We start from the raw sequence: 21,440 nt of genomic DNA, 5'->3' as shown, positions 1-21,440 counted from the left end.
TGTGATGCCACAATTAGTTTTTCTTCCCCACGCAGAGCTGTGCCCTGATGGTGCTGTGCTTGAGGCAAATGTCGGTGAAACTATTCTTGATGTTGCGTTGCGTAACGGCATCAATATTGAGCATGCTTGCGAAAAGTCCTGTGCTTGCACAACATGTCACTGTATTGTGCGTGAAGGCTTTGATGAACTAGAGCCAAGTGATGAACTTGAAGATGATATGTTAGACAAAGCTTGGGGACTTGAGCCTGAGAGTCGCTTATCCTGTCAGGCTAAAGTGGTCGATAGTGATATGGTGATTGAGATCCCTAAGTACACGGTCAATATGGTGAGTGAAGGTAATTAGCCATCAAGCTGCGCCGCTTAAATAGTCAAAAACCAGTCCAAGCGACTGGTTTTTGACTTATGATGCTGAGCATTTGCTCAAGCAATAATAGCGATGATTGATTTATCCTTTAGCAGGCGTATTATGCGCTCAAAATTAAATGGTTGCCGGAGACCAGAATGAGAATCGCGATCCTATCGCAAGGGCCTGAGCTATATTCAACTAAGCGACTCGTTGAAGCGGCTCAACTACGTGGTCATGAAGTACACGTAATTAATCCCCTTGAATGTTATATGAATATCAACATGCGGCAATCGAGTATTCATATTGGTGGGAGAGAACTTCCTACGTTTGATGCAGTGATCCCCCGTATTGGCGCATCGATCACCTTTTATGGTTCGGCGGTGCTGCGTCAGTTTGAGATGATGGGGGTCTATGCTTTGAATGATTCCGTAGGCATCTCCCGTTCACGTGACAAATTACGTTCAATGCAGTTGATGTCACGTCGTGGAATTGGGTTACCAATTACAGGGTTTGCTAATAAACCCAGTGATATTCCTGACTTAATTGATATGGTGGGTGGTGCGCCTCTTGTTATCAAATTACTTGAAGGCACACAAGGAATTGGCGTGGTCTTAGCAGAAACCCGTAAAGCTGCCGAGAGTGTCATCGAAGCCTTTATGGGCCTTAAAGCCAATATCATGGTGCAAGAATATATTAAAGAAGCAAATGGCGCGGATATTCGTTGTTTTGTGCTTGGTGATAAAGTGATTGCCGCCATGAAGCGTCAAGCTATGCCAGGTGAGTTCCGCTCTAACTTGCACCGTGGTGGTACCGCAAGTTTAGTTAAACTTACGCCTGAAGAGCGCTCCGTTGCTATTCGTGCAGCTAAGACTATGGGACTGAATGTGGCAGGTGTTGATTTGCTACGCTCGAATCATGGCCCCGTCATAATGGAAGTGAATTCCTCCCCTGGGCTTGAAGGGATTGAAGGTGCCACCACTAAAGATGTGGCAGGTGCGATTATTGAATTTGTTGAAAAAAATGTGACTAAAGTGAAAAAGGTGACTCAGGCGCAAGGTTAAATAGTGTAGGTTGCGTCGCATTAAGGCTATCAGTTTTTTCGCTTCCCTATAAATGAATAAGGAGAAAGAGATGAGCTTAAAATGGACAGATTCCTTAGATATTGCATTAGAGTTACTCGAAAAACACTCAGATGTTGACCCTCACAAATTACATTTTACTGAGTTGTATGAATGGATCTTAGCCTTAGATGACTTTGATGATGAGCCTAAACATTGTAATGAACGTATTCTTGAAGCCATTCAGCAATGTTGGATTGAAGAGAAATAACTGATTTTTGGGTAGTTAAAAGCACAGATAACACCATTAATGTGAGTCATACTGTCTTTATGAATATTGGCTAAGGTGATTTGTCTCACGTTTTAGTGGTGGCATAGAGAATATTTTGTGGGAGTTTGATCGCAATCAAGTTCATTCTGGATGAATACCGTATCTTGTTATACATTGGTTAAGACATTTTGCTGGCTTAACTTTGGTATCGCAACTGCAAGGATGTTCACATGAAACTTTTGCTTGTTTTGTTATCTATACTCGTTCCTTCAATGGCTTGGGCTCATCCAGGGCATGGCGGTGTTGGTCTATTCCATCACCTATTAGATCTTGCCCCTGCAATTATCCTCGTGGCTTTGATTGCATGGGCGGGGATTTGGGCTAAAAATCGAAAATAATTCCATATTCATAATTGATTGGCCCCACTCGGATTTTTGATCCTAGTGGGGCATTTTGTATGGTCAAACTGTTTACGAATAAAGCTACTGTGCGCAATATCTCAGGCTAATTGGCTATAAAGATAGGATTTGGCTTTTAAATTTCGTATAATCCGCGCGAATTTTTTCAAACTTGCTGACAAAGGAAGCTCGTTATTATGGCGATCGAACGCACATTTTCTATTATCAAACCAGATGCTGTTGCAAAAAACCACATCGGTGCTATCTACAATCGTTTTGAAACTGCAGGTCTTAAGATCGTTGCAGCCAAAATGTTACACCTGACTAAAGAACAAGCTGAAGGTTTCTATGCAGAGCATAGCGAACGCGGTTTCTTTGGTGCTCTGGTTGCATTTATGACATCTGGCCCAATTATGGTCCAAGTATTAGAAGGCGAAAACGCTGTTTTAGCTCACCGTGAAATTTTAGGTGCAACTAACCCAGCTCAAGCTGCTCCTGGTACTATCCGTGCTGATTTTGCTGAAAGCATCGACGAAAACGCTGCACACGGTTCAGACGCTGTTGAATCTGCTGCTCGTGAAATTGCTTACTTTTTCAGTGCTGAAGAACTGTGTCCACGTACTCGTTAATCTGAGTGCAAGACCGAAGAAGGGAGCCTGATGGCTCCTTTTTTATTGAAAAATTTTTTTAAATTTTTCCCTTGAAATCGGCTTTCCTATCCTTATATCTATTGCAGGATCGCTCGATGAGGATCCGTGATTGTTTCTGTGCCGCAAGGACAGAAGTTAAGTTCGGCGAGACATATCACGTTTGTTTGTGAAGGTTGTCCGCTAATTTCCCATATTGCTTAAGACAAGGATATGAATATGCGTACTTATGATTTAACTCCACTTTACCGTAGTGCCATTGGTTTTGATCGTTTAGCACAACTGGCCGAACATGCCGCAGCTAATAATGGTAACTCAGGTTATCCTCCATATAACATTGAATTATTAGGTGAAAACCGTTACCGCATCACTATGGCTGTCGCGGGATTCTCAATGGAAGAGCTTGAGATCAGTAGCGAAGGTGAAAAGTTACTGGTAAAAGGCAATAAGGCCGAAAGCCAAACCGAGCGTAAATATCTGTACCAAGGTATTGCTGAACGCGGATTTGAGCGTACTTTCCAATTGGCCGATTATGTCACTGTACTGGGTGCCAGTTTAGAAAATGGGTTATTGAATATCGACTTAGTGCGTGAAATCCCTGAAGCATTAAAACCACGCAAAATTGAAATCACATCATCGCGTTTATTAGATAACCAGCAATAATGGTCTTTGCGATGCTAGCCTAAAAGAGAAGGGGAGCAAATGCTCCCCTTTGTTTTATATTTTCTGAGCCTTAGACTTTCATGGCTTTTTCACCACGGGAAAGGCCGACAACGCCTGAGCGCGAGACTTCAACCACTTTTGTAACTTCGCCCATCGCATGGATAAAAGCATCGAGTTTGTCAGTCGTACCCACTAGCTGGATGGTATAAAGGTTCGCGGTGACATCGACAATCTGGCCACGAAAAATATCGGCAGTCCGCTTGATTTCTTCCCTGAACTCACCCTGAGCTCGCACTTTCACTAAGGCAAGTTCACGCTCAATATAAGCTGACTCTGTGATATTCGATACTTTAAGTACATCAATCAACTTATGCAGTTGTTTTTCGATTTGCTCAAGGATCTTTTCATCGGCAACGACGGTGACAGTTAAACGCGATAGTGTAATATCATCGGTGGGTGCCACTGTTAAACTTTCAATGTTATAGCCGCGTTGTGAAAATAAGCCCACTACTCGAGACAGGGCACCGGATTGGTTTTCTAATAAAACAGATATAATTCGACGCATTAGCATTTCTCCGTTTTGCTTAGCCACATCTCATTCATTGCCCCGCCGCGGATAAGCATAGGGTAAACATGCTCAGTTTCATCCACCATGATATCAATAAAGACTAATCTGTCTTTCATCGCTAAGGCCTCTGCCATTTTTGATTCAAGCTCGGCAGGATCGCTGATAGTCATACCCACATGTCCATAAGCCTCGGCAATTTTGGCAAAATTAGGCACTGAATCCATATAAGAATGAGAATGACGACCAGAGTAAATCATGTCCTGCCATTGTTTAACCATCCCAAGAAAGCGATTGTTTAAATTGATAATTTTGACAGGAGTATCGTATTGCAATGCGGTTGATAGCTCTTGAATATTCATCTGGATAGAGCCATCACCCGTGACACAGACTACGGTTTCATCTGGCATAGCTAACTTAACACCCATAGCAGCCGGCAAACCAAATCCCATAGTGCCCAAGCCACCAGAGTTGATCCAGCGGCGGGGTTTATCGAAGGGGTAGTATAGTGCTGCAAACATTTGATGCTGACCCACATCAGAGGCGACATAAGCATCCCCATGGGTCAATTTATATAAAGTTTCAATGACTTGCTGCGGCTTAATACGATCAGTATTTTTGTCATAGGCGAGACTATTACGGCTACGCCATTGCTCGATATCATTCCACCATGTTGCGATAGCATCGTTATCATTGCGTTCATTCGATTCGTCTAACAGCGTTAACATACTGTCAAGCACGCTATCGGCAGAGCCTACAATGGGAATATCCACGCGCACGGTTTTGGATATGGATGAAGGGTCGATATCTATATGCAGAATGGTCGCATTTGGGCAATATTTTTCAACATTGTTAGTGGTTCTATCGTCGAAACGGACACCTATGCCGAAGATTAAGTCGCAATGATGCATGGTCATATTAGCTTCGTAACGGCCATGCATACCTAGCATACCTAAGCTATTTTTATGGGTGCTAGGAAAGGCGCCAAGTCCCATAAGTGTACTAATCACTGGGATATTCAGTTTTTCAGCAAGTTGCAAAATTTGCTTGTCGCAACCAGAGATAATGGCACCACCACCCACATATAGCACTGGCTTTTTAGCCGTCAGTAGCGCTTGTAGGCCTCGGCGTATTTGACCTTTATGCCCTGAAGTCGTTGGATTATAGGATCGCATTTTTACGCTTTCGGGATAGAGGTATTCGTGCAGCAACGCAGGGTTTAAACAATCTTTTGGTAAATCGACAACGACAGGACCAGGGCGTCCTGTTGAAGCAATATAAAACGCTTTCTTAATAATTTCAGGGATTTGTTTTGGATCTTGGACTAAAAAGCTGTGTTTTACTACCGGGCGCGAAATACCGATCATATCGCATTCTTGGAAGGCATCATTGCCAATCAGGTTACTCGGTACTTGGCCGGACAATACCACCAGCGGAATTGAATCCATATAGGCAGTAGCAATACCAGTAATTGCATTCGTGGCGCCAGGACCTGAGGTGACAAGTACCACGCCCACTTTACCCGTTGCACGTGCATAACCATCGGCCATATGCACGGCGGCTTGTTCGTGACGAACCAGAATGTGTTCTATACCGGGGATAACGTGTAGGGCATCGTAGATATCTAAAACTGAACCGCCAGGATAACCAAATACGTGCTTTACACCTTCGTCTATTAAGGATCGCACTATCATGCTGGCGCCGGATAACATCTCCATGTGGAACTCCTATTGCATAGTACCGTTACGGTAAACAGTATTTTGTTACAGCGACGGTAATCGCTCTAAAGTTAAGCCTGAAGGGTAATTCAGACTCCAAACTGCTGAACTTGCTCTAGTAGGGCAAGTGACTCATCCTCTTGGATGCAGCAACTGTTGCAATGAACAGAATTTCATCATATTCAAAAAAAATGACATTTCAAGCGTTTTATCTAAAAAATAACCAACTTGAAACATTTTCAACTTTCTAAGCGCAGTAAATAAGTCTGTGAGGCTAGGTTTTTGTGATGATATTTTTATAAAAACACTAAATATCAATGAAGTAAACGATATAAAATAAAAAAACGATGTCAGGACATCGTTTTTCATCAAAGATAAGCAATATTAATGAAAGCTGATATTACGTTTTGATTGCTAGCCTGCTTTATGCTTAGGTCTATTCCACTGACAAATCCCCACGAGTACCACTGCTGCTAACATTAATGCCGAGAAGGGGACGGCAGTACCATTATAAAATACAGCAAGCAGAGGGCCTGCAAGGGCACCACAACCAAACCTTAAGGTACCAATAACTGCAGTAGCAGTTCCGGTCTCTTGTTTAAATTTCATGAGCACTATGGCATCGGCATTCACCGACATTATCCCTAAGCACCCCATGAGAGGAATGAGCATCATCACAGTAAAGTGGTAACTAAGTTCTAGTAAGTTTACTGCTAATAGTCCGACACCGGCCAAGGCACCAAAGAAAGTTGAAACGTGTAACATTCTTAAGGAGCCATAACGACCTATTACTCGGGTATTAAGGATATTGGCCAGCATCAAAGCGCCAACATTAATACTAAATAAAATAGCAAAAAAAGATTTATCTAAATCAAATACTTCCATATAAATAAAGGGAGATGCTGTGAGGTAACAGAAGAAGGCAAAGGAGGTTAATACACCACTGGCAATATTCAGTTTAACGCCAGCACGGGAAAATACAGTGGCATATGCACCTAAGAAGGATTTTTGACTACGGGTATCTTGATCTTTATCGCTTGGCATTTTCAGCAGTATTATCACCATCAACAGCAACAGCGCTGCATAGGCAGATTGAATGAAGAAAATTAAATGCCATTCGCCTAACTCTAAAATTAAGCTACCGATACTGGGGGCTAATAAGGGGGCTAGCATCATAATTAAGCTGACATAGGACATGCCTTTTGCCGTATTGTCCCCATACACTTCTTTAATGTACCCAGGAACAACGACTGTTGCCGCAGCACCAATAAAAGCTTGCAAGAAACGCAGCCCTAAAAAGATTTCGACTTGTGCTGCAAAACCAATCAGAAAACTTGTCAGCATAAATCCACTCAGCCCCATAATCACCATAGGTCTTCGACCGATGCGATCGGCTAATGGGCCAAAACACAACATGCCGAGTGCATAACCTGCTAAATAGATGCTCAGTGATTGTTGCACTGTAGTGATGTCGGTATGGAAACTCAGTGCCAAGGTCGACATTGCGGGTAAATACATGTCGATAGCCAGAGGGGTAATTGCCACTATGGCAGCTAGCATGGGAATAAGCAGGCCTAAATTGGGTATGCGTCTGATATTAGTGGCTGTGCTACTAGGTTGTAATTGTGGATCCACTGTAACCTCGGGTGGCGAAAGAAATAAAAACTCACTTCTGTGATTAACACTTGCTGTTAAATGGTAAGAAGCCTATTCCTTGGTCAACCATATCTATCATCAATATTTAGCTCAATACAATATTGATTGTTATGTATATGGGGATTAACGCGAATGGCTTGTCTCGTTCACTGGCACACAAGGCTCGAAGAAGCTAAGCAATAACATAGTAAAGCGGTCAGGCAAATAAACCAATCATTGGCGTCGCTTCTTTCTCTTCTTTTTCGTATTAAAGTGTAACGAAAGGAGAACTGAATAAATGATATGCCTTGAACGGTGAATATACTTTTTCAATTTTTAACCAACTGTTGTATCTAGGTTTTATCTTGTCACCTAAGTGTCACCATATTGTCATTCCTGCGACTTTTTCCTTCTTTAGTTTAATGGGCTTTAGTTTCTCTTTACCCCATTCTGACAGGAAATAATATAACGATGAAAATAAGAACATTCCCTCTTACAGCGGCTGTTATGGGTAGCTTATTGCTTTGTGCTTGCAGTGGTGATGACGGTGCTACGGGTGATAAAGGCGACAATGGACTGAGTTCACTTGTTAACGTGACTGCATTGAATGTTGGGGATGCTAATTGCCCCGCGGGAGGTCAGCGTATAGAGACCGGATTAGATGTTAATCGCAATGGGGTATTAGATGAAAGTGAAGTAGACCCCACACAAATACAGTTTGTGTGTCAGCCTCAAGTAGTAGGATTAACTGCAGAGTTGATTGGTCGGCATCAGACGGGCATTTATGGATTAAGTGCCGCCGAGATTGTTGAATACCATAGTGCTTCAAATCGTATTTTTGTCGTTAATGCGATCAGCGGTAAAGTCGATATTATTGATGGTAGTTTATTAGCAACCTCATCAGCAGCCACTGAACCCTTGGCATTGAATAATCTCGATAAACTAGCAGAACTCGATGTTGCTAAAGATGTGGGGCAAACCTTTATGGGGAGCGTCAATAGCGTTAGCATTTCGGGTAACTTGCTTGCTGCGGCAATTGAACGTGGGGATGCTGCGGGTAATAAAACACAAACTAATGGTTTTGTAGCCTTTTATCAGCTTAACGGTGCAGATACTCCACAGTTTATCAGTGCCGTTGAAGTTGGTGCCTTGCCGGATAATGTGGTATTTACCCATGATGGCAAAATGGTAGTAGTCGCCAATGAAGGCGAACCCAATTCATCCTATACCTTAGATCCTGAAGGCAGCATTGCGCTTATTGCTATTACAGAGGGTAAACCTGCAGCAACGGCTACCATCATAGGCTTTAGTGATTTTAATCAAGGTGGTACACGTCATAGTGAGATCACTGCGGACATCAAAATTAATGGCCCAATGGCCAGTGTGGCACAGGATTTAGAACCTGAATATATCGCGGTAAGCCAAGATAACCGTCGTGCATTTGTCAGCTTACAAGAGAACAATGCCATTGCTGTCATTGATATCGTCAATGCCAAAGTTGCAAAAATTTTACCCTTAGGTCTGAAGGATTATGGGCTTGAAGTGAATAAAATTGATGCGAGTGATAAAGATGACCGAGTGAACTTGCAAAGCTACACCGGCGTTTACGGCATGTATCAACCCGACACTCTTGCGACGTACCGCTGGAATAACACAGACTTTATTGTCACAGCTAATGAAGGTGACTCCCGTGACTACAGTGCTTTTTCGGAAGAAGCCCGAGCAGGGGATTTAATACTCGATGGCAATCATCCCCAATTTGCAGCCGCTAAGGATAAAACCCAATTAGCACGTCTTAAGGTAACGACAAGCATGGGGGATGATGATAAAGATGGCGATTACGATAGGATTGTTAGTTTTGGTGCTCGTTCATTCTCGATTTGGACTGCCGATGGTCAACAAGTGTTTGACAGTGGCAGTGATTTTGAACGTATTACCGCAGCACTATTAGGTAATAAATTCAATAATAACAACGAAGAAAATAAAGGTGATAGCCGCAGTGATGATAAAGGCCCGGAGCCAGAAGCCTTGGCCTTAGGTCAAATTGGCCAGCGTCTTTATGCCTTTATTGGTTTGGAGCGAACTTCGGGTTTTATGATTTATGACGTGACGAATCCTTTCGATGTGCATTTTATTGATTATGTCGTCAATCGTGATTTTGACGCTGACTTTACGATTAATACTGAAACTGGAGTGGTTAAAGGTGATGCGACTCTGGCGGGGGATTTAGGCCCAGAAGGGATGAAGTTTGTGAGTGCTGATAAGAGTCCTAACAGCAAACCTTTGCTGATTATTGGCAACGAGGTTAGCGGCAGCACCAGTGTTTATCAGTTGAATGTAAAATAACGGTTTAGTATACCCATCCAGATTAACGCCAACAGCAGTAATGCTGCTGGCGTTATTTTTAGTAGATTAGCGCGATTTTCAGTTTATCTTGCATTTTGCGTGAACAAAATTCATGGCTGTTTTGAATCAAACCACAGAGTAGGCATTTTGCACCAAGGAATGTATGGTCGCTTCTATGCATTCAACGGCGAGATTGAATTGCGCATCATTGTCCGCGCCACCAAGACTTAAGCGGATAAAATTATCGTGGCAATTAAAATCATCACCGTTACGAATGAGTACGCCTTTGGCTGCTAAAGCCGTGACTAAGTGATGTGCTTTAATATCCTCGGGTAATTGCAACCAGCCATTTAAGCCGCGCCAGCGCTGTTTTAAACCTAAGCGTTCACCCATAGCAATACATTGGCTTTGGCGTTGGCGTACTATGGCATCCCGGGCTGCTGTGATGTTTCCTTTTTTGATGATTTGGCAGGCTATTTCCACATTGAGCGGTGATACCATCCAGCATTGGCTGTGAATAGCCAAGCGAACTGGGGCGATGAGTGCTTCCGGTACTAAGATAAAACCTTGCCTTAAACCGCCAGAAAAAAGTTTCGAAAGGCTGGAAATATAGATCACTCGAGGAACGGCTTTTTGCTGTGCTAATTGCCATAGCGGTATATGCCATTCCTCTGGCAAACAATAATTGACATCATCCTCAATAATATAAAATTCATATAATTCAGAAAGTTCAAGTAATTTTAACCTTTGCTCATTACTGTATTGAATGCAGGTTGGATTTTGGTTATTCAAGGTCAAATAAACCAGTTTAGGATTATGCAACTGCACTAATGCTTCAAATAGAGCGAGATCAACCCCTTCATCAGTCAGGGGGACTCCAACACTGCTAATGCCCAATTGTTTAGCGCAAATGCGTACACCGGGATAACTGTATTGTTCGTGCAATAGCACATCACCCTTAGATAAAAATGCACTCAGGCAGGCAAAAATGGCCTGTTGCCCCCCGTGACTAAAGATCAATTGTTCAGGCTTTTGTTCTATGCCTCGTTGGGATAACCATTGATGGAACACTTGTTGGTGTTGATCTAACGGGCTTGCTCTATAACCCATCAATTGACTCAATTTTCTGGGATCTTTCGCGAGTTGGCTAAGGCAGTCGCTTAATGTACTCATTTGATCGGTGAGAGGTTGTTGGCAGGTTGCCATATTGAGTGGCACATTCGTTAATTCTGCTACTGGAGATGGGAAACCGCTGACATAGGTGCCATCGCCAATGCGGGCTTCAACATATCCCCGCTGCTCAGCAAGGGCATAGGCACGCGTAACTGTCCCTATCGTGACACCTAGTGCATCGGCTAAACGCCTCTGTGGTGGGAGTTTACGGCCATGGGGCAGTTGCTCATTTAAAATATCTTGTTCAATTGCACTGACTAAGCGTTGGTATTTTGGACCTGAAAAAGCACTTAGGTCTGGCATCCAAATTGTACCCATAACAATAAATCCATTGATCTCTAATATTCACCGTATATTATTTGTTGAATATTTTTATGTCAAACAATGTATGCATACAATTATGGGTAATTATGAATGTTGCATTTTTTTACGACACACAATTATGGAGTTTAATGACTTCGGCAGCGCTATTTTGTGCCACGATGACAATGACACCCGGCCCGAATAATATTCTATTGGCTAGCTCAGGTGCGCATTTTGGCGTATTACGGACTGTGCCACATATTGCGGGGATCCGCTTAGGCTCGACCTCTTTGCATCTATCGGTATTGCTTGGTCTTGGTGCTTTGTTTGCAACAGTCCCCCTATTGCATCAAGTGCTGAAATACTTCGCTTTAGCTTACTTGTTGTATTTAGCTTACAGATTAGTGACTTTACCAGTGCAAGAAACTTATCTAGATGATGGGCGAAAACCAATGACGCTAATAGAAGCTGCATTGTTTCAATGGATTAACCCTAAATCTTGGATGTCGACAATTACCCTTTGTAGTGCTTTTACATTAAGTGGGGAGGGCTTTTGGTTAAGTGCTTTTCTCGGCGTATTAGTGTTTAACTTAGTGGGATTTCCAGCATCATTTACTTGGGTATTGATGGGCGCTGCGATCAGTAAAAAACTCAATACCGCTAAACGTAAGCGACACTTCAATTGGTTTATGGGTAGTTTACTTCTGGTGTCTTTACCGATGATTTTACGTTAGCTTAAATTTCATAACCCTTAAATCCATAAATATTCTGGAAAACAAACTCGCGTAACGATTGGCTTTATGTCATAACCAACCTAATATTGATGAATTTTTTGTGACATAGGCCTTTCGCTAACAATTTAGGCATGTCTTGATATTCTTGCCTCCAAGGATGTGCGTATCTTGGGGGTGTATATGGAGGTTAACCACGTGAAGTTTCCCAGTTTAGTATCCTTTATGCCCGGGTTAGCGCAGTTATTGCAATATGAGAAGCAGTGGCTTAGGGATGATGTACGCGCTGGATTATCCGTTGCAGCAGTGGCGTTGCCAGTGGCGATTGCCTATGCCCAACTTACAGGGGTAAATGCCGCTGTCGGTTTATATTCCTGTGTTTTACCTATGCTAGTGTATGCATTGTTTGGCACGTCAAGGCAATTAATTGTCGGTCCTGATGCAGCTACCTGTGCGGTGATTGCCGCGGTTGTCACCCCACTTGCTGCTGGTGATAGCATGAAGCATTGGCAGCTAGTCATGACGATGACCGCGATGACCGGCTTTTGGTGTCTTATCGCGAGTCGGTTTAGACTCGGTGTATTAGCGGACTTCCTTTCTAAACCCATCTTGATGGGACTCCTTAACGGGGTAGCCATTACTATTATTGTGGGGCAGTTCTCCAAAATATTTGGATTTACCTTCGATGAGCGTTACTTGATTGAGCGGCTTACTGGGGCGCCCTCCTACTTATCTAAGACCCATTGGCCGACCCTACTGATGGGGATTGTGACATTGGCGACCTATGCGCTGATCAAGCGTTTTCGCCCCCTTTGGCCTGCCTCAATGTGCGCAATGGCTATGGCCGCATTTTTAGTTTGGGTATTTAATCTGACCGCCTTTGATATCAATGTAGTGGGAGAGGTGGCCGCAGGATTACCCTCGTTTTATGCCCCAGTGTTTAATCTTGGCATTGCCCGTGAATTGGTAGTACCAGCACTTAACTTAGCTATGGTGAGCTTTGTCAGTATGATGCTCACAGCGCGAAGTTTTGCTGCAAAAAATGGTTATGATATTGATGCAGATAAAGAATTTAGAGCACTTGGCATTGCCAATATTGCGTCAGCATTATCCCAAGGTTTTGCCGTGAGCGGCGCAGATTCTCGCACTGCAGTCAATGATGCCAATGGCGGAAAGAGTCAGCTTGTCTCGATTATTGCTGCGGTATTAATCGCCTTAGTAGCATTGTTTTTTACCGCACCGCTGAAATATATTCCAAGTTCCGCCCTTGGGGTTGTTTTAGTCATTGCCTCAATTTCACTTATCGATTTAAAAGCATTGTGGGATTTACGGGTCAGAGATCGCTCAGCTTTTTTACTCGCTTGTATTACGCTATTTTCAGTCTTATTTATTGGTGTTATTCCTGGGATTACTTTGGCGGTATTACTGGGACTATTCCAGTTTTTAGCAACCGTGATGCGTCCGACAGATCAAGTGCTTGGATTAGATGAAAAAGGGATCATTCGGAGTATTGATGACTCGGGAAAAGCGAAACCAGTGCCTGGCGTATTTATTTACCGTTTTAACTCACCACTGACTTACTTTAACGCGACTTATTTTAAGCGCCGTTTACTCGAGAAGTTTGTTCGTGAACCCGAGCCCGTAGATTGCATCATTATTGATGCAGTGCCTTGTTTTACACACCTTGATCTGAGTGTCATGGCCATGCTGGCGGATTTACATCAGTTACTGAAAAAACGAGGTGTGCGCTTAGTATTGGCCGGGCGTAAACGTCAGATGCTTGGGTGGTTTGAACTGACGGGCATGCAAACAGGTGAAGGCGGGATTTTAGTTCGACCAGATTTATACTTAGCGCTTAAGATGAATCAAAGTTATAAACAGGCATTGGCTGAAGGGCAAGCACCTGTTATACAAAAGCTTCCTGATGACTCAGTGTTATTACATAGTCACTTGTAAGCTGAGCATTACCCTGTGGTGCAGCAAAGATGAATAGCGTAGTCATGTACTGCGCTATTTTTTATTTACTCTTTGAGAATGGCATCTAAGGGGATAAAACCATGGTAGCTATAGTAGCCTAAAGGGCCAAATAGCAGGCTTAATAAACACCAAAAACATTTTTTATTAGTACTGATATGAACCTGACTTTTAAAGGCTTTAAACGCAAATAAAAAATGTAATACGAGCAGACCCACTAGCATTACCATAATATTAATATCCATATCTTCCAACTGACTTATCCTTGTAACTCGTACCTGTAAAAGGGATTAAGATGTCTTACCACGTGTTAATGACTTGAATAGGTATCGTTGCTTAAGTGTGCTTTACCTTACTTGAATATTTTACCGATTGCTACAAGGTAAAATAAAAAATTTCTTAAAAGTTATTGAGTTACATTAATTCCTAACAAGATTGTTTGCTTTTAGCTAGCATTCTAGATCACATTTTTTATATTGACGTATAAATCATTTTCCCAGCCTAACGCCGCCCTATTTAATGACCTTTGTTTTTGTCTGTGTTTATTTGATTGTGACTCAGGTAAAATTTCGCGCTATTTTGCGATCTGTCGCAAATTCATCGTTTATTTTAAGTTCATGCACTGGAAATTAAGTTCCAGCCAGCAAAGAGGGTGTTATGACTAAAGTTGTTGTGTGTGCGTTATATAAGTTTGTGTCGTTGCCGCATTTTGAATCTATCCGAGCACCTTTGCTCGCCATGATGGAACAGGCTGAGATCAAAGGTACGCTGCTACTCGCAAGTGAAGGGATCAATGGCACGGTTGCTGGCAACCAAGAGGCTATCGAAGCCTTATTAGCGTGGCTCAATAATCAAAATGGTCTAGACAATATTGTTTACAAGTTATCATTCGACGATGAAATGCCGTTTTACCGCACTAAAGTTAAACTGAAAAACGAAATTGTGACTATGGGTGTGGAAGGGATTGATCCACTAAAAGTGGTTGGCACTTACGTTAAACCTAAGGATTGGAATGCGCTGATTTCTGATCCTGATGTGATTTTAGTCGATACTCGTAATGATTATGAGGTACAGATCGGAACCTTCAAAAATGCCATTAACCCTGTCACTGAAACCTTTAGAGAATTCCCAGAATACGTAAAGCAGAACCTTGATCCTGTCAAACATAAAAAGGTGGCGATGTTTTGTACAGGTGGCATTCGTTGCGAAAAGTCAACGGCCTATTTGAAGGAGCAAGGTTTTGAGGAGGTGTATCATCTTGAAGGCGGTATTCTTAAATACTTGGAGGAAGTCAAACAAGAAGAAAGCCTATGGGAAGGCGAGTGCTTTGTGTTTGATAATCGTGTTGCCGTTAACCATGAGTTGAAGAAAGGCCAGTACGATCAATGCAATGCTTGCCGTATGCCGATCACTGAAGCCGAAAAACGCAGTCCTGCCTATGTGCAGGGTGTCAGTTGTCCTCATTGTATCGATAAAATTTCTGATGAGCAGCGCAAGCGTTTTGTCGAGCGCGAACGTCAAGTTAATCTCGCCAAGGCAAGAAACGAAGCGCATATCGGTAGCGACGTAAATCAAGTGATTGAAGCGCGTCGAGAGAAGAAAGAAGCGCTACGTAAACTCGCCGCACAAAAAAATAAACTAAAGCAAACTGGCACAGTTTAATGAGTGTACGACTATTAAGGTGAAAACCAATTGAGAGATGGCCCGACTTGTTCGGGCTATTTTTTTACTTCAGATTTGTATTTTTAGCGTAAATTATTTTTTGAAATAGATTTGTGCAGAAACGCTTAAATTTATGATAACTTTCAGCGGCTAGTGATTTAAACAACAGGGATCCATTTCGTGCAAGGTAGGCAAAGCGCATGACTATTTGGAAAGAGCTATACGATATTTTCGATAAAGAACGCAGCCGTTGGCAACAATCGAGTGCCAATAAACAAGCGATAGCCTTCGAGCTAAAAGCGAATTTAGGTTTTCTTGCCGATGCCTTGAGTAGTGGTTTGTCGCAAAACGCGATTGCCAATGGTTTGGAGTACAGTGTCTTCGAAGCCAAACTCAAAGAGGGTACTGCACTGACGGGGCTAAATCGCCGTAAAGTGACGCAGCAATTTATTGGTGAATTTACTGGTTTTGCCACGTATATCGGGAAAGAAAACGACTATTTAGTTGAAAATGCCTATTCTAGAATTAAATCCTTAAAGAAGTTAGTCGCGGCACAGCCCGATAAAAATCATAATCTTAGAATAAAATTTCTGTTTAATTTTTTAGTCTTTTTAGTGGCGCATCTCGAGGAGCGGCCATTGAGCCGGACTTCGGCAAGAAAGAGCATTTAAGTTCGTTGTTTTGTCGAAATAGGTTTATTGGGTTGGTCTTTGGCCGTTTATTTAACAAAAAGGCGCATTTAGCGCCTTTGAATTCCCATAAAGTAACCTAACTTGAGCCTAGGTTACTCTTTGTTGTCTGTTTTACTGGGTTCTGAGACAGTCTCTTTCAGCGATGTTTGCTGTAATGGTTTTTCATTATCTGCTTCGGTAGGCGCTTTGTTAGGATCCGCAGCAGAAGCGCTTGTACCTGTCTTTAGCTGCTTATCTTTATTATGCTGACCAAATTGCGGTAGCTTAAACTTAGCACTGTATTTTAGTGCTGCCAGATTGCTGGCGATAACACCTATGACCAAAATAATAATGATCCAGACTTCTAAGGTCGACATATACAGCTCCTCGTTTGGCATATCTGTTTTCGGAATTAACCTGCCGCTAAACGCTGCTCACATTTGTGGATATCTTCTGGTCTATCGACTTCAAGAGAATTAGAGGCACTGATGGCAATTTTGATTTTATGACCATGTTCTAAAGCGCGTAATTGCTCGAGTTTCTCTAGATCTTCAAGGCGGCCTAATGGCAGCGCGGCGAAGGTTTGTACAAATTTGCTTGTATAGGCGTAAATCCCTAAATGCTTAAAAACAGGATAATCTTGGGTATCGCGGCCAAAGGGAATACGCGAGCGGGAGAAATACAAGGCATAGTAGTTGTTATCAAAGACCATCTTTACTTGCATTGGGTCATCAATGTCGGCTTTGTTGACGATTTCATAGCCTAGGGTTGCCATTTCAAACTCACCCGGTTGACGTTCGAATAGGTTGATCAGTTGCTCGATAGCCGTGGGATCAATCAGGGGTTGATCGCCCTGTACGTTGATCACTAAATCATCATCTTTCAATCCCAGCAGTTTGATCGCTTCATTGATACGATCAGTTCCCGATGCGGCATCTGGGCTGGTCATCACCACTTTGCCACCAAATCCTTCAACGGTCGCTTTGATACGTTCGTCATCGGTAGCAACATAAATATTCGTGAGACCTTTTGCTAACGATGCACGTTCATACACGTGCTGGATCATTGGCTTACCGTTAATCGGTGCCAATGGCTTGCCTGGGAAGCGGCTAGAGCCGTAACGCGCTGGGATTAACAGAATCACGTTCATCAAAATATCCTACTTATCAAGGTTATGTGCTGTAGACAGATAAAAGGGCTCGCGGCAGAGACCTTAAGTATGGGCTAGAGTTTAAATGCGGTGGAATAGGGCGGTCAACATACTGCCGAAGACTTTTCTCTTTAAGCTATCGCTTCTGGCTATATTGTAACTGCTTGCCTTACTTGGAACTTTAATCCTAAATAAGGCAAGCAGTACGTTAATATCGACCACTTTTATTTGCTTAGCGAGGATTGGCTAAACCTTGAGTTCGATCGACAGTGACATCTAAATCTGTGAGTAAGCCATTATCTATGCCATAAATCCAACCGTGAACGGCGACTTCTTGTCCACGGTCCCATGCCTCTTGCACTATGGTTGAACTGGTAACATTGGCGACTTGCTCAATCACGTTGAGTTCGCACAGACGATCGAAGCGTTTGGCTTCATCCATTTGCAGTAATTCTTCTTGGTAGATACGGTAAATATCCCGTAGATGCCCGAGCCAGTTATCGATAAGGCCGAGTCGCTGTTGACTCATCGCTGCGCGTACACCACCGCAACCATAGTGGCCTACTACCATAATATGCTTTACCTTCAGTACATCGACGGCGTATTGCAGCACAGATAAACAGTTGAGATCCGTGTGGATGACCATGTTGGCAATATTACGGTGCACAAACACTTCGCCGGGCATTAAATCGATGATTTGATTAGAAGGTACACGGCTATCTGAGCAGCCAATCCACAGGTATTCAGGATTTTGCTGTTTTGCCAATTGTTCAAAGAAATCGGGATTTTCTTGGCGTATGCGTCCTGCCCAACGGCGGTTATTATCAAATAAAGGTTTGAGTAGTTTCATTTTAACCTATTGTTTTATTAACGCATTAACTTATCTTTAATGCTCTAAATCACGCATAAGCGAATTTTCTGCAAGAGTATACCAGTAATTTTATGACGGCTGGTCTATCCAATGCGTTGTTATGAGGCATCTTTGGTAAGACGTTTGAGAAATTGGTTAAGCCGTTGGTTAATAAAATCGGCTTGCTCTAGAGTTGAGATATGGCCAGCATGAGGGATATGTACCAGTTCACTGCCATCAATGGCATCGTGCATTAAGTAGCTTTCTAATACACTGCGGGCTTTATCTTCAACACCGACCATGATCAAACAAGGCAGTGTAAATTGTTCCGCAAAATCCATAGTATCTCGGCGGCCAAAAATCATACGCCCAAGCTGTACTATTGCCGGAATATTTTCTGGGGGTATTGAGGCTAAATATTGTTCAAAACCCGCCACCAGCTCTGGATGATTGTTTATGGCATTGTTTGCAAAAAAGAGGGGGGAAATGACGCTGATAAGGGCAGGGGGAATGACACCGGCATTTTCGATTAAATCCAACATATTATCGTATTTTGCACGGGTAATTTCTGGTTCAAACCCAATAAAACTGTCGAGCATGACTAAGCTATTAACTCGAGTTGGCGCTTTCAGGACAAGCTCTGCGCCCCACATTGCGCCAACTGAAAGCCCTATAACACTAAAATTATCAATGGCAAGGGTGTCCATCAGCATAAGCATATGATCGGCAATATCAAGTAAGTTGTTGCAGTTGTCTGGCAGTGTGTCAGATTGTCCATGTCCCCACAGGTCTGGTGCTATGCAGCGGTAATGGGAACTTAATGCCATAATTTGCGGCGCCCACATAGCGCTATCCCAGAGATAACTGTGTCCTAGGAGCAAGACTGGCCCAGTACCGATATCGAGATAACTCAGTTGACGACCTGAAATCATCTTAGTTTGACGGTATAAAGATAAATCCATAAAAAACCTACTTAATATCAATTAATACACCAGCAATAGGATAAAGCTGACACCGTTATTCGGGTTTTGCGATACGTCGTACATATTCATCCACTAAGGTGTTTAAGCGGGTGAGTACGGCATCTTTTAATAACATATCACTGTTTTTTAACAATATTGCCAGTTCATGGGTATCAAATTGGGGTAATAATAGCTGCGAAACGGGGAAATAACTGATGTGCCAAGGTTCGGCACTGACCGCACTTTGTCCGCGCTGAAAGGGAAAATAAAAACCAAAATCACGGGCATTCTCTTTTAGCCAACTATGCAGTTTGGCGCAGGGGCCTCCCTCAATATACTCAGCCTCAATAAGCCTAAGTGCTTTAACATCAATTTGATTGGCATCGAATACATCAATATCTGTGCCCCAATGATGACGCGATGCACCGGGGAGTGCTGACCAGAGTAAAATCAAGTCGATCAATTGATTATCACTCAATCCTTCAATATCAATGGGTTGCTCACAAGCATCTAAAACAACTCGTTTACCACTGGCTTTGGCATTCCATATGGCCAATTGGCGATCAAAGGGACGATAGGCAGAGCAGATAGCTAAGTGAATGCCCTCGAGTGCCGCTTTGGCAGCCATGGCTTTGAAGGCAAGGGCGGTCTTGGCTTCCAACTTAAACCGTGTTTCTTGCTTATGGTATGGGCTGGTTATTTCAACGAGCGCATTAGGCTCTAAGCCATAAAGCCGCGCAGTTGCAGGAGATATTGTCGATGTGTTTAACACAGTAGCTGTTCCAAAATCACTTCATAACACAGCGCGAGTTGTTCAAGATCATCCACTTTTACACATTCATTCACTTTATGAATGGTCGCATTTACTGGACCTAACTCTAAAACTTTAGCGCCCGTAGGTGCAATAAAACGACCATCGGACGTGCCACCAGTGGTTTGTGGTGAGGTGTCATAACCCGTCACTTGGTGAATAGCGTACCGCGTGGCATCGAGTAGGGGACCCTCGCCAGTCAAAAATGGTAATCCATTGAATATCCAGCTTATATCATAATCAAGTTCATGGGCTTTTAATAAGGCTTCTACCCGCTCGATAAGGATCTCGGCAGTCACTTCTGTCGAGTAACGGAAGTTAAACATTACCTCTAAGGCGCCGGGGATCACGTTCGATGCGCCTGTACCACCGTGAATATTGGCGATTTGCATGCTGGTGGGGGGGAAGAATTCGTTGCCGTTATCCCAATGCATTTGGCTTAGCTCCGCTAAGAAAGGGGCCGCTTTATGGATAGGATTATCAGCAAGATGAGGGTAAGCCACATGGCCTTGAATCCCTTTGATGGTTAAATTGCCGGTGAGACTGCCACGACGACCATTTTTGACGACATCGCCTAACTTGAGGGTTGAGGAAGGTTCGCCCACCAGTGCCCAAGTGATTTTTTCATTGCGCGCTTCTAGGGTATCAATCACCCGAGTGGTGCCATTAATAAATGGGCCTTCTTCGTCACTGGTAATTAAAAAGGCGATAGAGCCTTGGTGATCAGGATGTTTTGTCACAAAACGTTCGGTCGCCACGATCATGGCTGCGAGGGAACCTTTCATATCCGCGGCGCCACGGCCATACAGATAACCATCGATAATGGTGGGTTCAAATGGTGGTGTATGCCAGCGGCTTATATCCCCAGTGGGTACCACATCGGTGTGACCTGCAAAACAAAAAACTGGGCCTTGGTTGCCACGGCGTGCCCACATATTGGTGGTGTCTTCAAATATCATGGGTTCGATATTAAAACCGATAGCGCTCAGTCTTTCTGCCATTAATGTTTGACAGCCTTCATCGAGTGGAGTGACTGAAGGGCGTGAAATCAGGTCTTTAGCAAGTTCGGTGACCGGAAAATGTTCGGCTGTCATAGGGAAAAGGCCTTCTTATAGTTTGCTTCATTAAAGCCAACCAGTACTTGCTCGCCAATAACTAATATGGGACGTTTGATAAGCGTAGGGTGGATTAACATTAATTGAATGGCTTTGTCTCTATCGATATCGGCTTTATCGGTTTCATTTAGCGCACGAAAGCTAGTACTGCGTTTGTTAAATACCGTTTCCCATCCAGCGGTATCGCACCAGAACGTCAGATCTTCTTGGGTTAAGCCATCTTCTCTAAAATCATGAAAGCAAAAAGTAAGCTGATGATTTTCAATCCATTTACGTGCTTTTCGCACAGTGTCACAATTTTTAATACCAAAGAGAGTCAAAATCTTGCTCCAGTGTAGGGCACGCAATGCGTGCAAACTTTGATTTTGCACGCATTGTGGCATTGTGCGCT

Annotated in this window: 23 protein-coding genes; 11 read left to right on the top strand and 12 right to left on the bottom strand. The window is 43.1% G+C overall.

The features are described from left to right. Window positions 1–4 precede the first annotated feature (4 nt). The 6 genes from fdx (at window position 5) to MZ182_RS10715 (ending at window position 3,383) form a co-directional block, all read left to right on the top strand. Window positions 5–343, top strand: coding sequence for an ISC system 2Fe-2S type ferredoxin (gene fdx, locus MZ182_RS10740; RefSeq protein WP_011789194.1), 339 nt, complete (start codon window positions 5–7; stop codon window positions 341–343). A 158-nt stretch (window positions 344–501) separates the two neighbouring features. Further along, window positions 502–1,407, top strand: a complete 906-nt coding sequence (rimK, locus tag MZ182_RS10735) for a 30S ribosomal protein S6--L-glutamate ligase (protein WP_011789195.1) — start codon at window positions 502–504, stop codon at window positions 1,405–1,407. A gap of 70 nt (window positions 1,408–1,477) precedes the next feature. Next, window positions 1,478–1,675 (top strand): Fe-S cluster assembly protein IscX, encoded by a 198-nt coding sequence (gene iscX / locus MZ182_RS10730; RefSeq protein WP_011789196.1) that lies wholly within the window; start codon window positions 1,478–1,480, stop codon window positions 1,673–1,675. A 230-nt stretch (window positions 1,676–1,905) separates the two neighbouring features. Further along, window positions 1,906–2,073 carry a hypothetical protein gene (locus MZ182_RS10725; RefSeq protein ID WP_014610490.1) on the top strand — a complete coding sequence of 56 codons (168 nt, stop codon included), beginning with the start codon at window positions 1,906–1,908 and terminating at the stop codon, window positions 2,071–2,073. Window positions 2,074–2,270: 197 nt separating this feature from the next. Then, the gene (ndk, locus tag MZ182_RS10720; RefSeq protein ID WP_011789197.1) at window positions 2,271–2,702 is read left to right on the top strand and encodes a nucleoside-diphosphate kinase; all 432 of its coding nucleotides are present in this window, start codon (window positions 2,271–2,273) and stop codon (window positions 2,700–2,702) included. A gap of 237 nt (window positions 2,703–2,939) precedes the next feature. Beyond that, window positions 2,940–3,383: an Hsp20 family protein gene (locus MZ182_RS10715; RefSeq protein WP_011789198.1), complete on the top strand. Its 444-nt coding sequence runs from the start codon at window positions 2,940–2,942 to the stop codon at window positions 3,381–3,383. A gap of 70 nt (window positions 3,384–3,453) precedes the next feature. Here MZ182_RS10715 and ilvN read toward each other — a convergent pair whose 3' ends face one another. The 3 genes from ilvN to MZ182_RS10700 form a co-directional block, all read right to left on the bottom strand. After that, on the bottom strand, window positions 3,454–3,948 hold the full coding sequence (gene ilvN / locus MZ182_RS10710; protein ID WP_248066892.1) for an acetolactate synthase small subunit: 495 nt from the start codon (window positions 3,946–3,948) through the stop codon (window positions 3,454–3,456). Continuing rightward, complete coding sequence (locus MZ182_RS10705; RefSeq protein WP_011919388.1) at window positions 3,948–5,666, bottom strand: acetolactate synthase 3 large subunit; 1,719 nt, start codon at window positions 5,664–5,666, stop codon at window positions 3,948–3,950. The genes ilvN and MZ182_RS10705 overlap by 1 nt, the downstream gene beginning before the upstream one ends. A 414-nt stretch (window positions 5,667–6,080) precedes the next feature. Continuing rightward, window positions 6,081–7,301: a multidrug effflux MFS transporter gene (locus tag MZ182_RS10700; RefSeq protein WP_011919386.1), complete on the bottom strand. Its 1,221-nt coding sequence runs from the start codon at window positions 7,299–7,301 to the stop codon at window positions 6,081–6,083. Window positions 7,302–7,772: 471 nt separating this feature from the next. Here MZ182_RS10700 and MZ182_RS10695 point away from each other — a divergent pair, with 471 nt between their 5' ends. Next, on the top strand, window positions 7,773–9,647 hold the full coding sequence (locus MZ182_RS10695) for a choice-of-anchor I family protein (protein WP_248066895.1): 1,875 nt from the start codon (window positions 7,773–7,775) through the stop codon (window positions 9,645–9,647). Between the two features lie 126 nt (window positions 9,648–9,773). On the opposite strand, the gene MZ182_RS10690 is transcribed toward MZ182_RS10695, so the two are convergent. Further along, window positions 9,774–11,138 (bottom strand): PLP-dependent aminotransferase family protein, encoded by a 1,365-nt coding sequence (locus MZ182_RS10690; protein WP_248066899.1) that lies wholly within the window; start codon window positions 11,136–11,138, stop codon window positions 9,774–9,776. A gap of 92 nt (window positions 11,139–11,230) precedes the next feature. Between MZ182_RS10690 and MZ182_RS10685 the strand changes: the two genes are divergently transcribed. Continuing rightward, complete coding sequence (locus tag MZ182_RS10685; RefSeq protein ID WP_248066902.1) at window positions 11,231–11,857, top strand: LysE family translocator; 627 nt, start codon at window positions 11,231–11,233, stop codon at window positions 11,855–11,857. Window positions 11,858–12,052: 195 nt separating this feature from the next. Further along, window positions 12,053–13,810, top strand: a complete 1,758-nt coding sequence (locus tag MZ182_RS10680; protein WP_248066904.1) for a SulP family inorganic anion transporter — start codon at window positions 12,053–12,055, stop codon at window positions 13,808–13,810. A 65-nt stretch (window positions 13,811–13,875) separates the two neighbouring features. Here MZ182_RS10680 and MZ182_RS10675 read toward each other — a convergent pair whose 3' ends face one another. Further along, window positions 13,876–14,073 carry a hypothetical protein gene (locus tag MZ182_RS10675; protein ID WP_041408380.1) on the bottom strand — a complete coding sequence of 66 codons (198 nt, stop codon included), beginning with the start codon at window positions 14,071–14,073 and terminating at the stop codon, window positions 13,876–13,878. A gap of 412 nt (window positions 14,074–14,485) precedes the next feature. Between MZ182_RS10675 and MZ182_RS10670 the strand changes: the two genes are divergently transcribed. Both MZ182_RS10670 and MZ182_RS10665 read left to right on the top strand, forming a co-directional pair. Further along, window positions 14,486–15,490 carry a rhodanese-related sulfurtransferase gene (locus tag MZ182_RS10670; protein ID WP_248066907.1) on the top strand — a complete coding sequence of 335 codons (1,005 nt, stop codon included), beginning with the start codon at window positions 14,486–14,488 and terminating at the stop codon, window positions 15,488–15,490. Window positions 15,491–15,690: 200 nt separating this feature from the next. After that, entirely contained in the window at window positions 15,691–16,161 is a 471-nt protein-coding gene (locus MZ182_RS10665) for a hypothetical protein (protein WP_011919384.1), read from the top strand. 113 nt (window positions 16,162–16,274) lie between these two features. Here MZ182_RS10665 and MZ182_RS10660 read toward each other — a convergent pair whose 3' ends face one another. The 7 genes from MZ182_RS10660 to MZ182_RS10630 form a co-directional block, all read right to left on the bottom strand. Further along, window positions 16,275–16,538: a DUF2897 family protein gene (locus MZ182_RS10660; RefSeq protein ID WP_248066910.1), complete on the bottom strand. Its 264-nt coding sequence runs from the start codon at window positions 16,536–16,538 to the stop codon at window positions 16,275–16,277. Window positions 16,539–16,573: 35 nt separating this feature from the next. Further along, window positions 16,574–17,311 carry an 8-amino-3,8-dideoxy-manno-octulosonate cytidylyltransferase KdsB gene (gene kdsB, locus MZ182_RS10655; RefSeq protein ID WP_011789211.1) on the bottom strand — a complete coding sequence of 246 codons (738 nt, stop codon included), beginning with the start codon at window positions 17,309–17,311 and terminating at the stop codon, window positions 16,574–16,576. Window positions 17,312–17,543: 232 nt separating this feature from the next. Beyond that, a complete protein-coding gene (gene can / locus MZ182_RS10650) occupies window positions 17,544–18,161 on the bottom strand; it encodes a carbonate dehydratase (RefSeq protein ID WP_011789212.1) in 618 nt (205 codons plus the stop codon). A gap of 119 nt (window positions 18,162–18,280) precedes the next feature. Beyond that, on the bottom strand, window positions 18,281–19,123 hold the full coding sequence (locus MZ182_RS10645; protein WP_248066913.1) for an alpha/beta fold hydrolase: 843 nt from the start codon (window positions 19,121–19,123) through the stop codon (window positions 18,281–18,283). A 55-nt stretch (window positions 19,124–19,178) separates the two neighbouring features. Beyond that, window positions 19,179–19,895, bottom strand: a complete 717-nt coding sequence (locus MZ182_RS10640; RefSeq protein WP_248066917.1) for a M15 family metallopeptidase — start codon at window positions 19,893–19,895, stop codon at window positions 19,179–19,181. Continuing rightward, window positions 19,889–21,028, bottom strand: coding sequence for a succinyl-diaminopimelate desuccinylase (gene dapE, locus MZ182_RS10635; protein WP_011919380.1), 1,140 nt, complete (start codon window positions 21,026–21,028; stop codon window positions 19,889–19,891). The genes MZ182_RS10640 and dapE overlap by 7 nt, the downstream gene beginning before the upstream one ends. Beyond that, window positions 21,025–21,369: an ArsC family reductase gene (locus tag MZ182_RS10630; RefSeq protein ID WP_248066920.1), complete on the bottom strand. Its 345-nt coding sequence runs from the start codon at window positions 21,367–21,369 to the stop codon at window positions 21,025–21,027. The genes dapE and MZ182_RS10630 overlap by 4 nt, the downstream gene beginning before the upstream one ends. Between the last annotated feature and the right edge of the window lie 71 nt (window positions 21,370–21,440).

The organism is Shewanella sp. JNE2, assembly GCF_023159115.1.
GTDB lineage: Bacteria > Pseudomonadota > Gammaproteobacteria > Enterobacterales > Shewanellaceae > Shewanella > Shewanella putrefaciens.
This window is presented reverse-complemented; position numbering and strand designations above follow the sequence as displayed.

What these genes read in the sequence shown, in the direction of transcription:
- dapE (WP_011919380.1), bottom strand. Translation starts at nt 21,028, where the DNA reads ATGACAGCCGAACATTTTCCGGTCACCGAACTTGCTAAAGACCTGATT.
- MZ182_RS10675 (WP_041408380.1), bottom strand. Translation starts at nt 14,073, where the DNA reads ATGGATATTAATATTATGGTAATGCTAGTGGGTCTGCTCGTATTACAT.
- iscX (WP_011789196.1), top strand. Translation starts at nt 1,478, where the DNA reads ATGAGCTTAAAATGGACAGATTCCTTAGATATTGCATTAGAGTTACTC.
- MZ182_RS10695 (WP_248066895.1), top strand. Translation starts at nt 7,773, where the DNA reads ATGAAAATAAGAACATTCCCTCTTACAGCGGCTGTTATGGGTAGCTTA.
- MZ182_RS10645 (WP_248066913.1), bottom strand. Translation starts at nt 19,123, where the DNA reads ATGGATTTATCTTTATACCGTCAAACTAAGATGATTTCAGGTCGTCAA.
- MZ182_RS10690 (WP_248066899.1), bottom strand. Translation starts at nt 11,138, where the DNA reads ATGGGTACAATTTGGATGCCAGACCTAAGTGCTTTTTCAGGTCCAAAA.
- fdx (WP_011789194.1), top strand. Translation starts at nt 5, where the DNA reads ATGCCACAATTAGTTTTTCTTCCCCACGCAGAGCTGTGCCCTGATGGT.
- kdsB (WP_011789211.1), bottom strand. Translation starts at nt 17,311, where the DNA reads ATGAACGTGATTCTGTTAATCCCAGCGCGTTACGGCTCTAGCCGCTTC.
- MZ182_RS10665 (WP_011919384.1), top strand. Translation starts at nt 15,691, where the DNA reads ATGACTATTTGGAAAGAGCTATACGATATTTTCGATAAAGAACGCAGC.
- MZ182_RS10715 (WP_011789198.1), top strand. Translation starts at nt 2,940, where the DNA reads ATGCGTACTTATGATTTAACTCCACTTTACCGTAGTGCCATTGGTTTT.
- MZ182_RS10660 (WP_248066910.1), bottom strand. Translation starts at nt 16,538, where the DNA reads ATGTCGACCTTAGAAGTCTGGATCATTATTATTTTGGTCATAGGTGTT.
- MZ182_RS10670 (WP_248066907.1), top strand. Translation starts at nt 14,486, where the DNA reads ATGACTAAAGTTGTTGTGTGTGCGTTATATAAGTTTGTGTCGTTGCCG.
- MZ182_RS10685 (WP_248066902.1), top strand. Translation starts at nt 11,231, where the DNA reads ATGAATGTTGCATTTTTTTACGACACACAATTATGGAGTTTAATGACT.
- MZ182_RS10725 (WP_014610490.1), top strand. Translation starts at nt 1,906, where the DNA reads ATGAAACTTTTGCTTGTTTTGTTATCTATACTCGTTCCTTCAATGGCT.
- ndk (WP_011789197.1), top strand. Translation starts at nt 2,271, where the DNA reads ATGGCGATCGAACGCACATTTTCTATTATCAAACCAGATGCTGTTGCA.
- can (WP_011789212.1), bottom strand. Translation starts at nt 18,161, where the DNA reads ATGAAACTACTCAAACCTTTATTTGATAATAACCGCCGTTGGGCAGGA.
- ilvN (WP_248066892.1), bottom strand. Translation starts at nt 3,948, where the DNA reads ATGCGTCGAATTATATCTGTTTTATTAGAAAACCAATCCGGTGCCCTG.
- MZ182_RS10705 (WP_011919388.1), bottom strand. Translation starts at nt 5,666, where the DNA reads ATGGAGATGTTATCCGGCGCCAGCATGATAGTGCGATCCTTAATAGAC.
- rimK (WP_011789195.1), top strand. Translation starts at nt 502, where the DNA reads ATGAGAATCGCGATCCTATCGCAAGGGCCTGAGCTATATTCAACTAAG.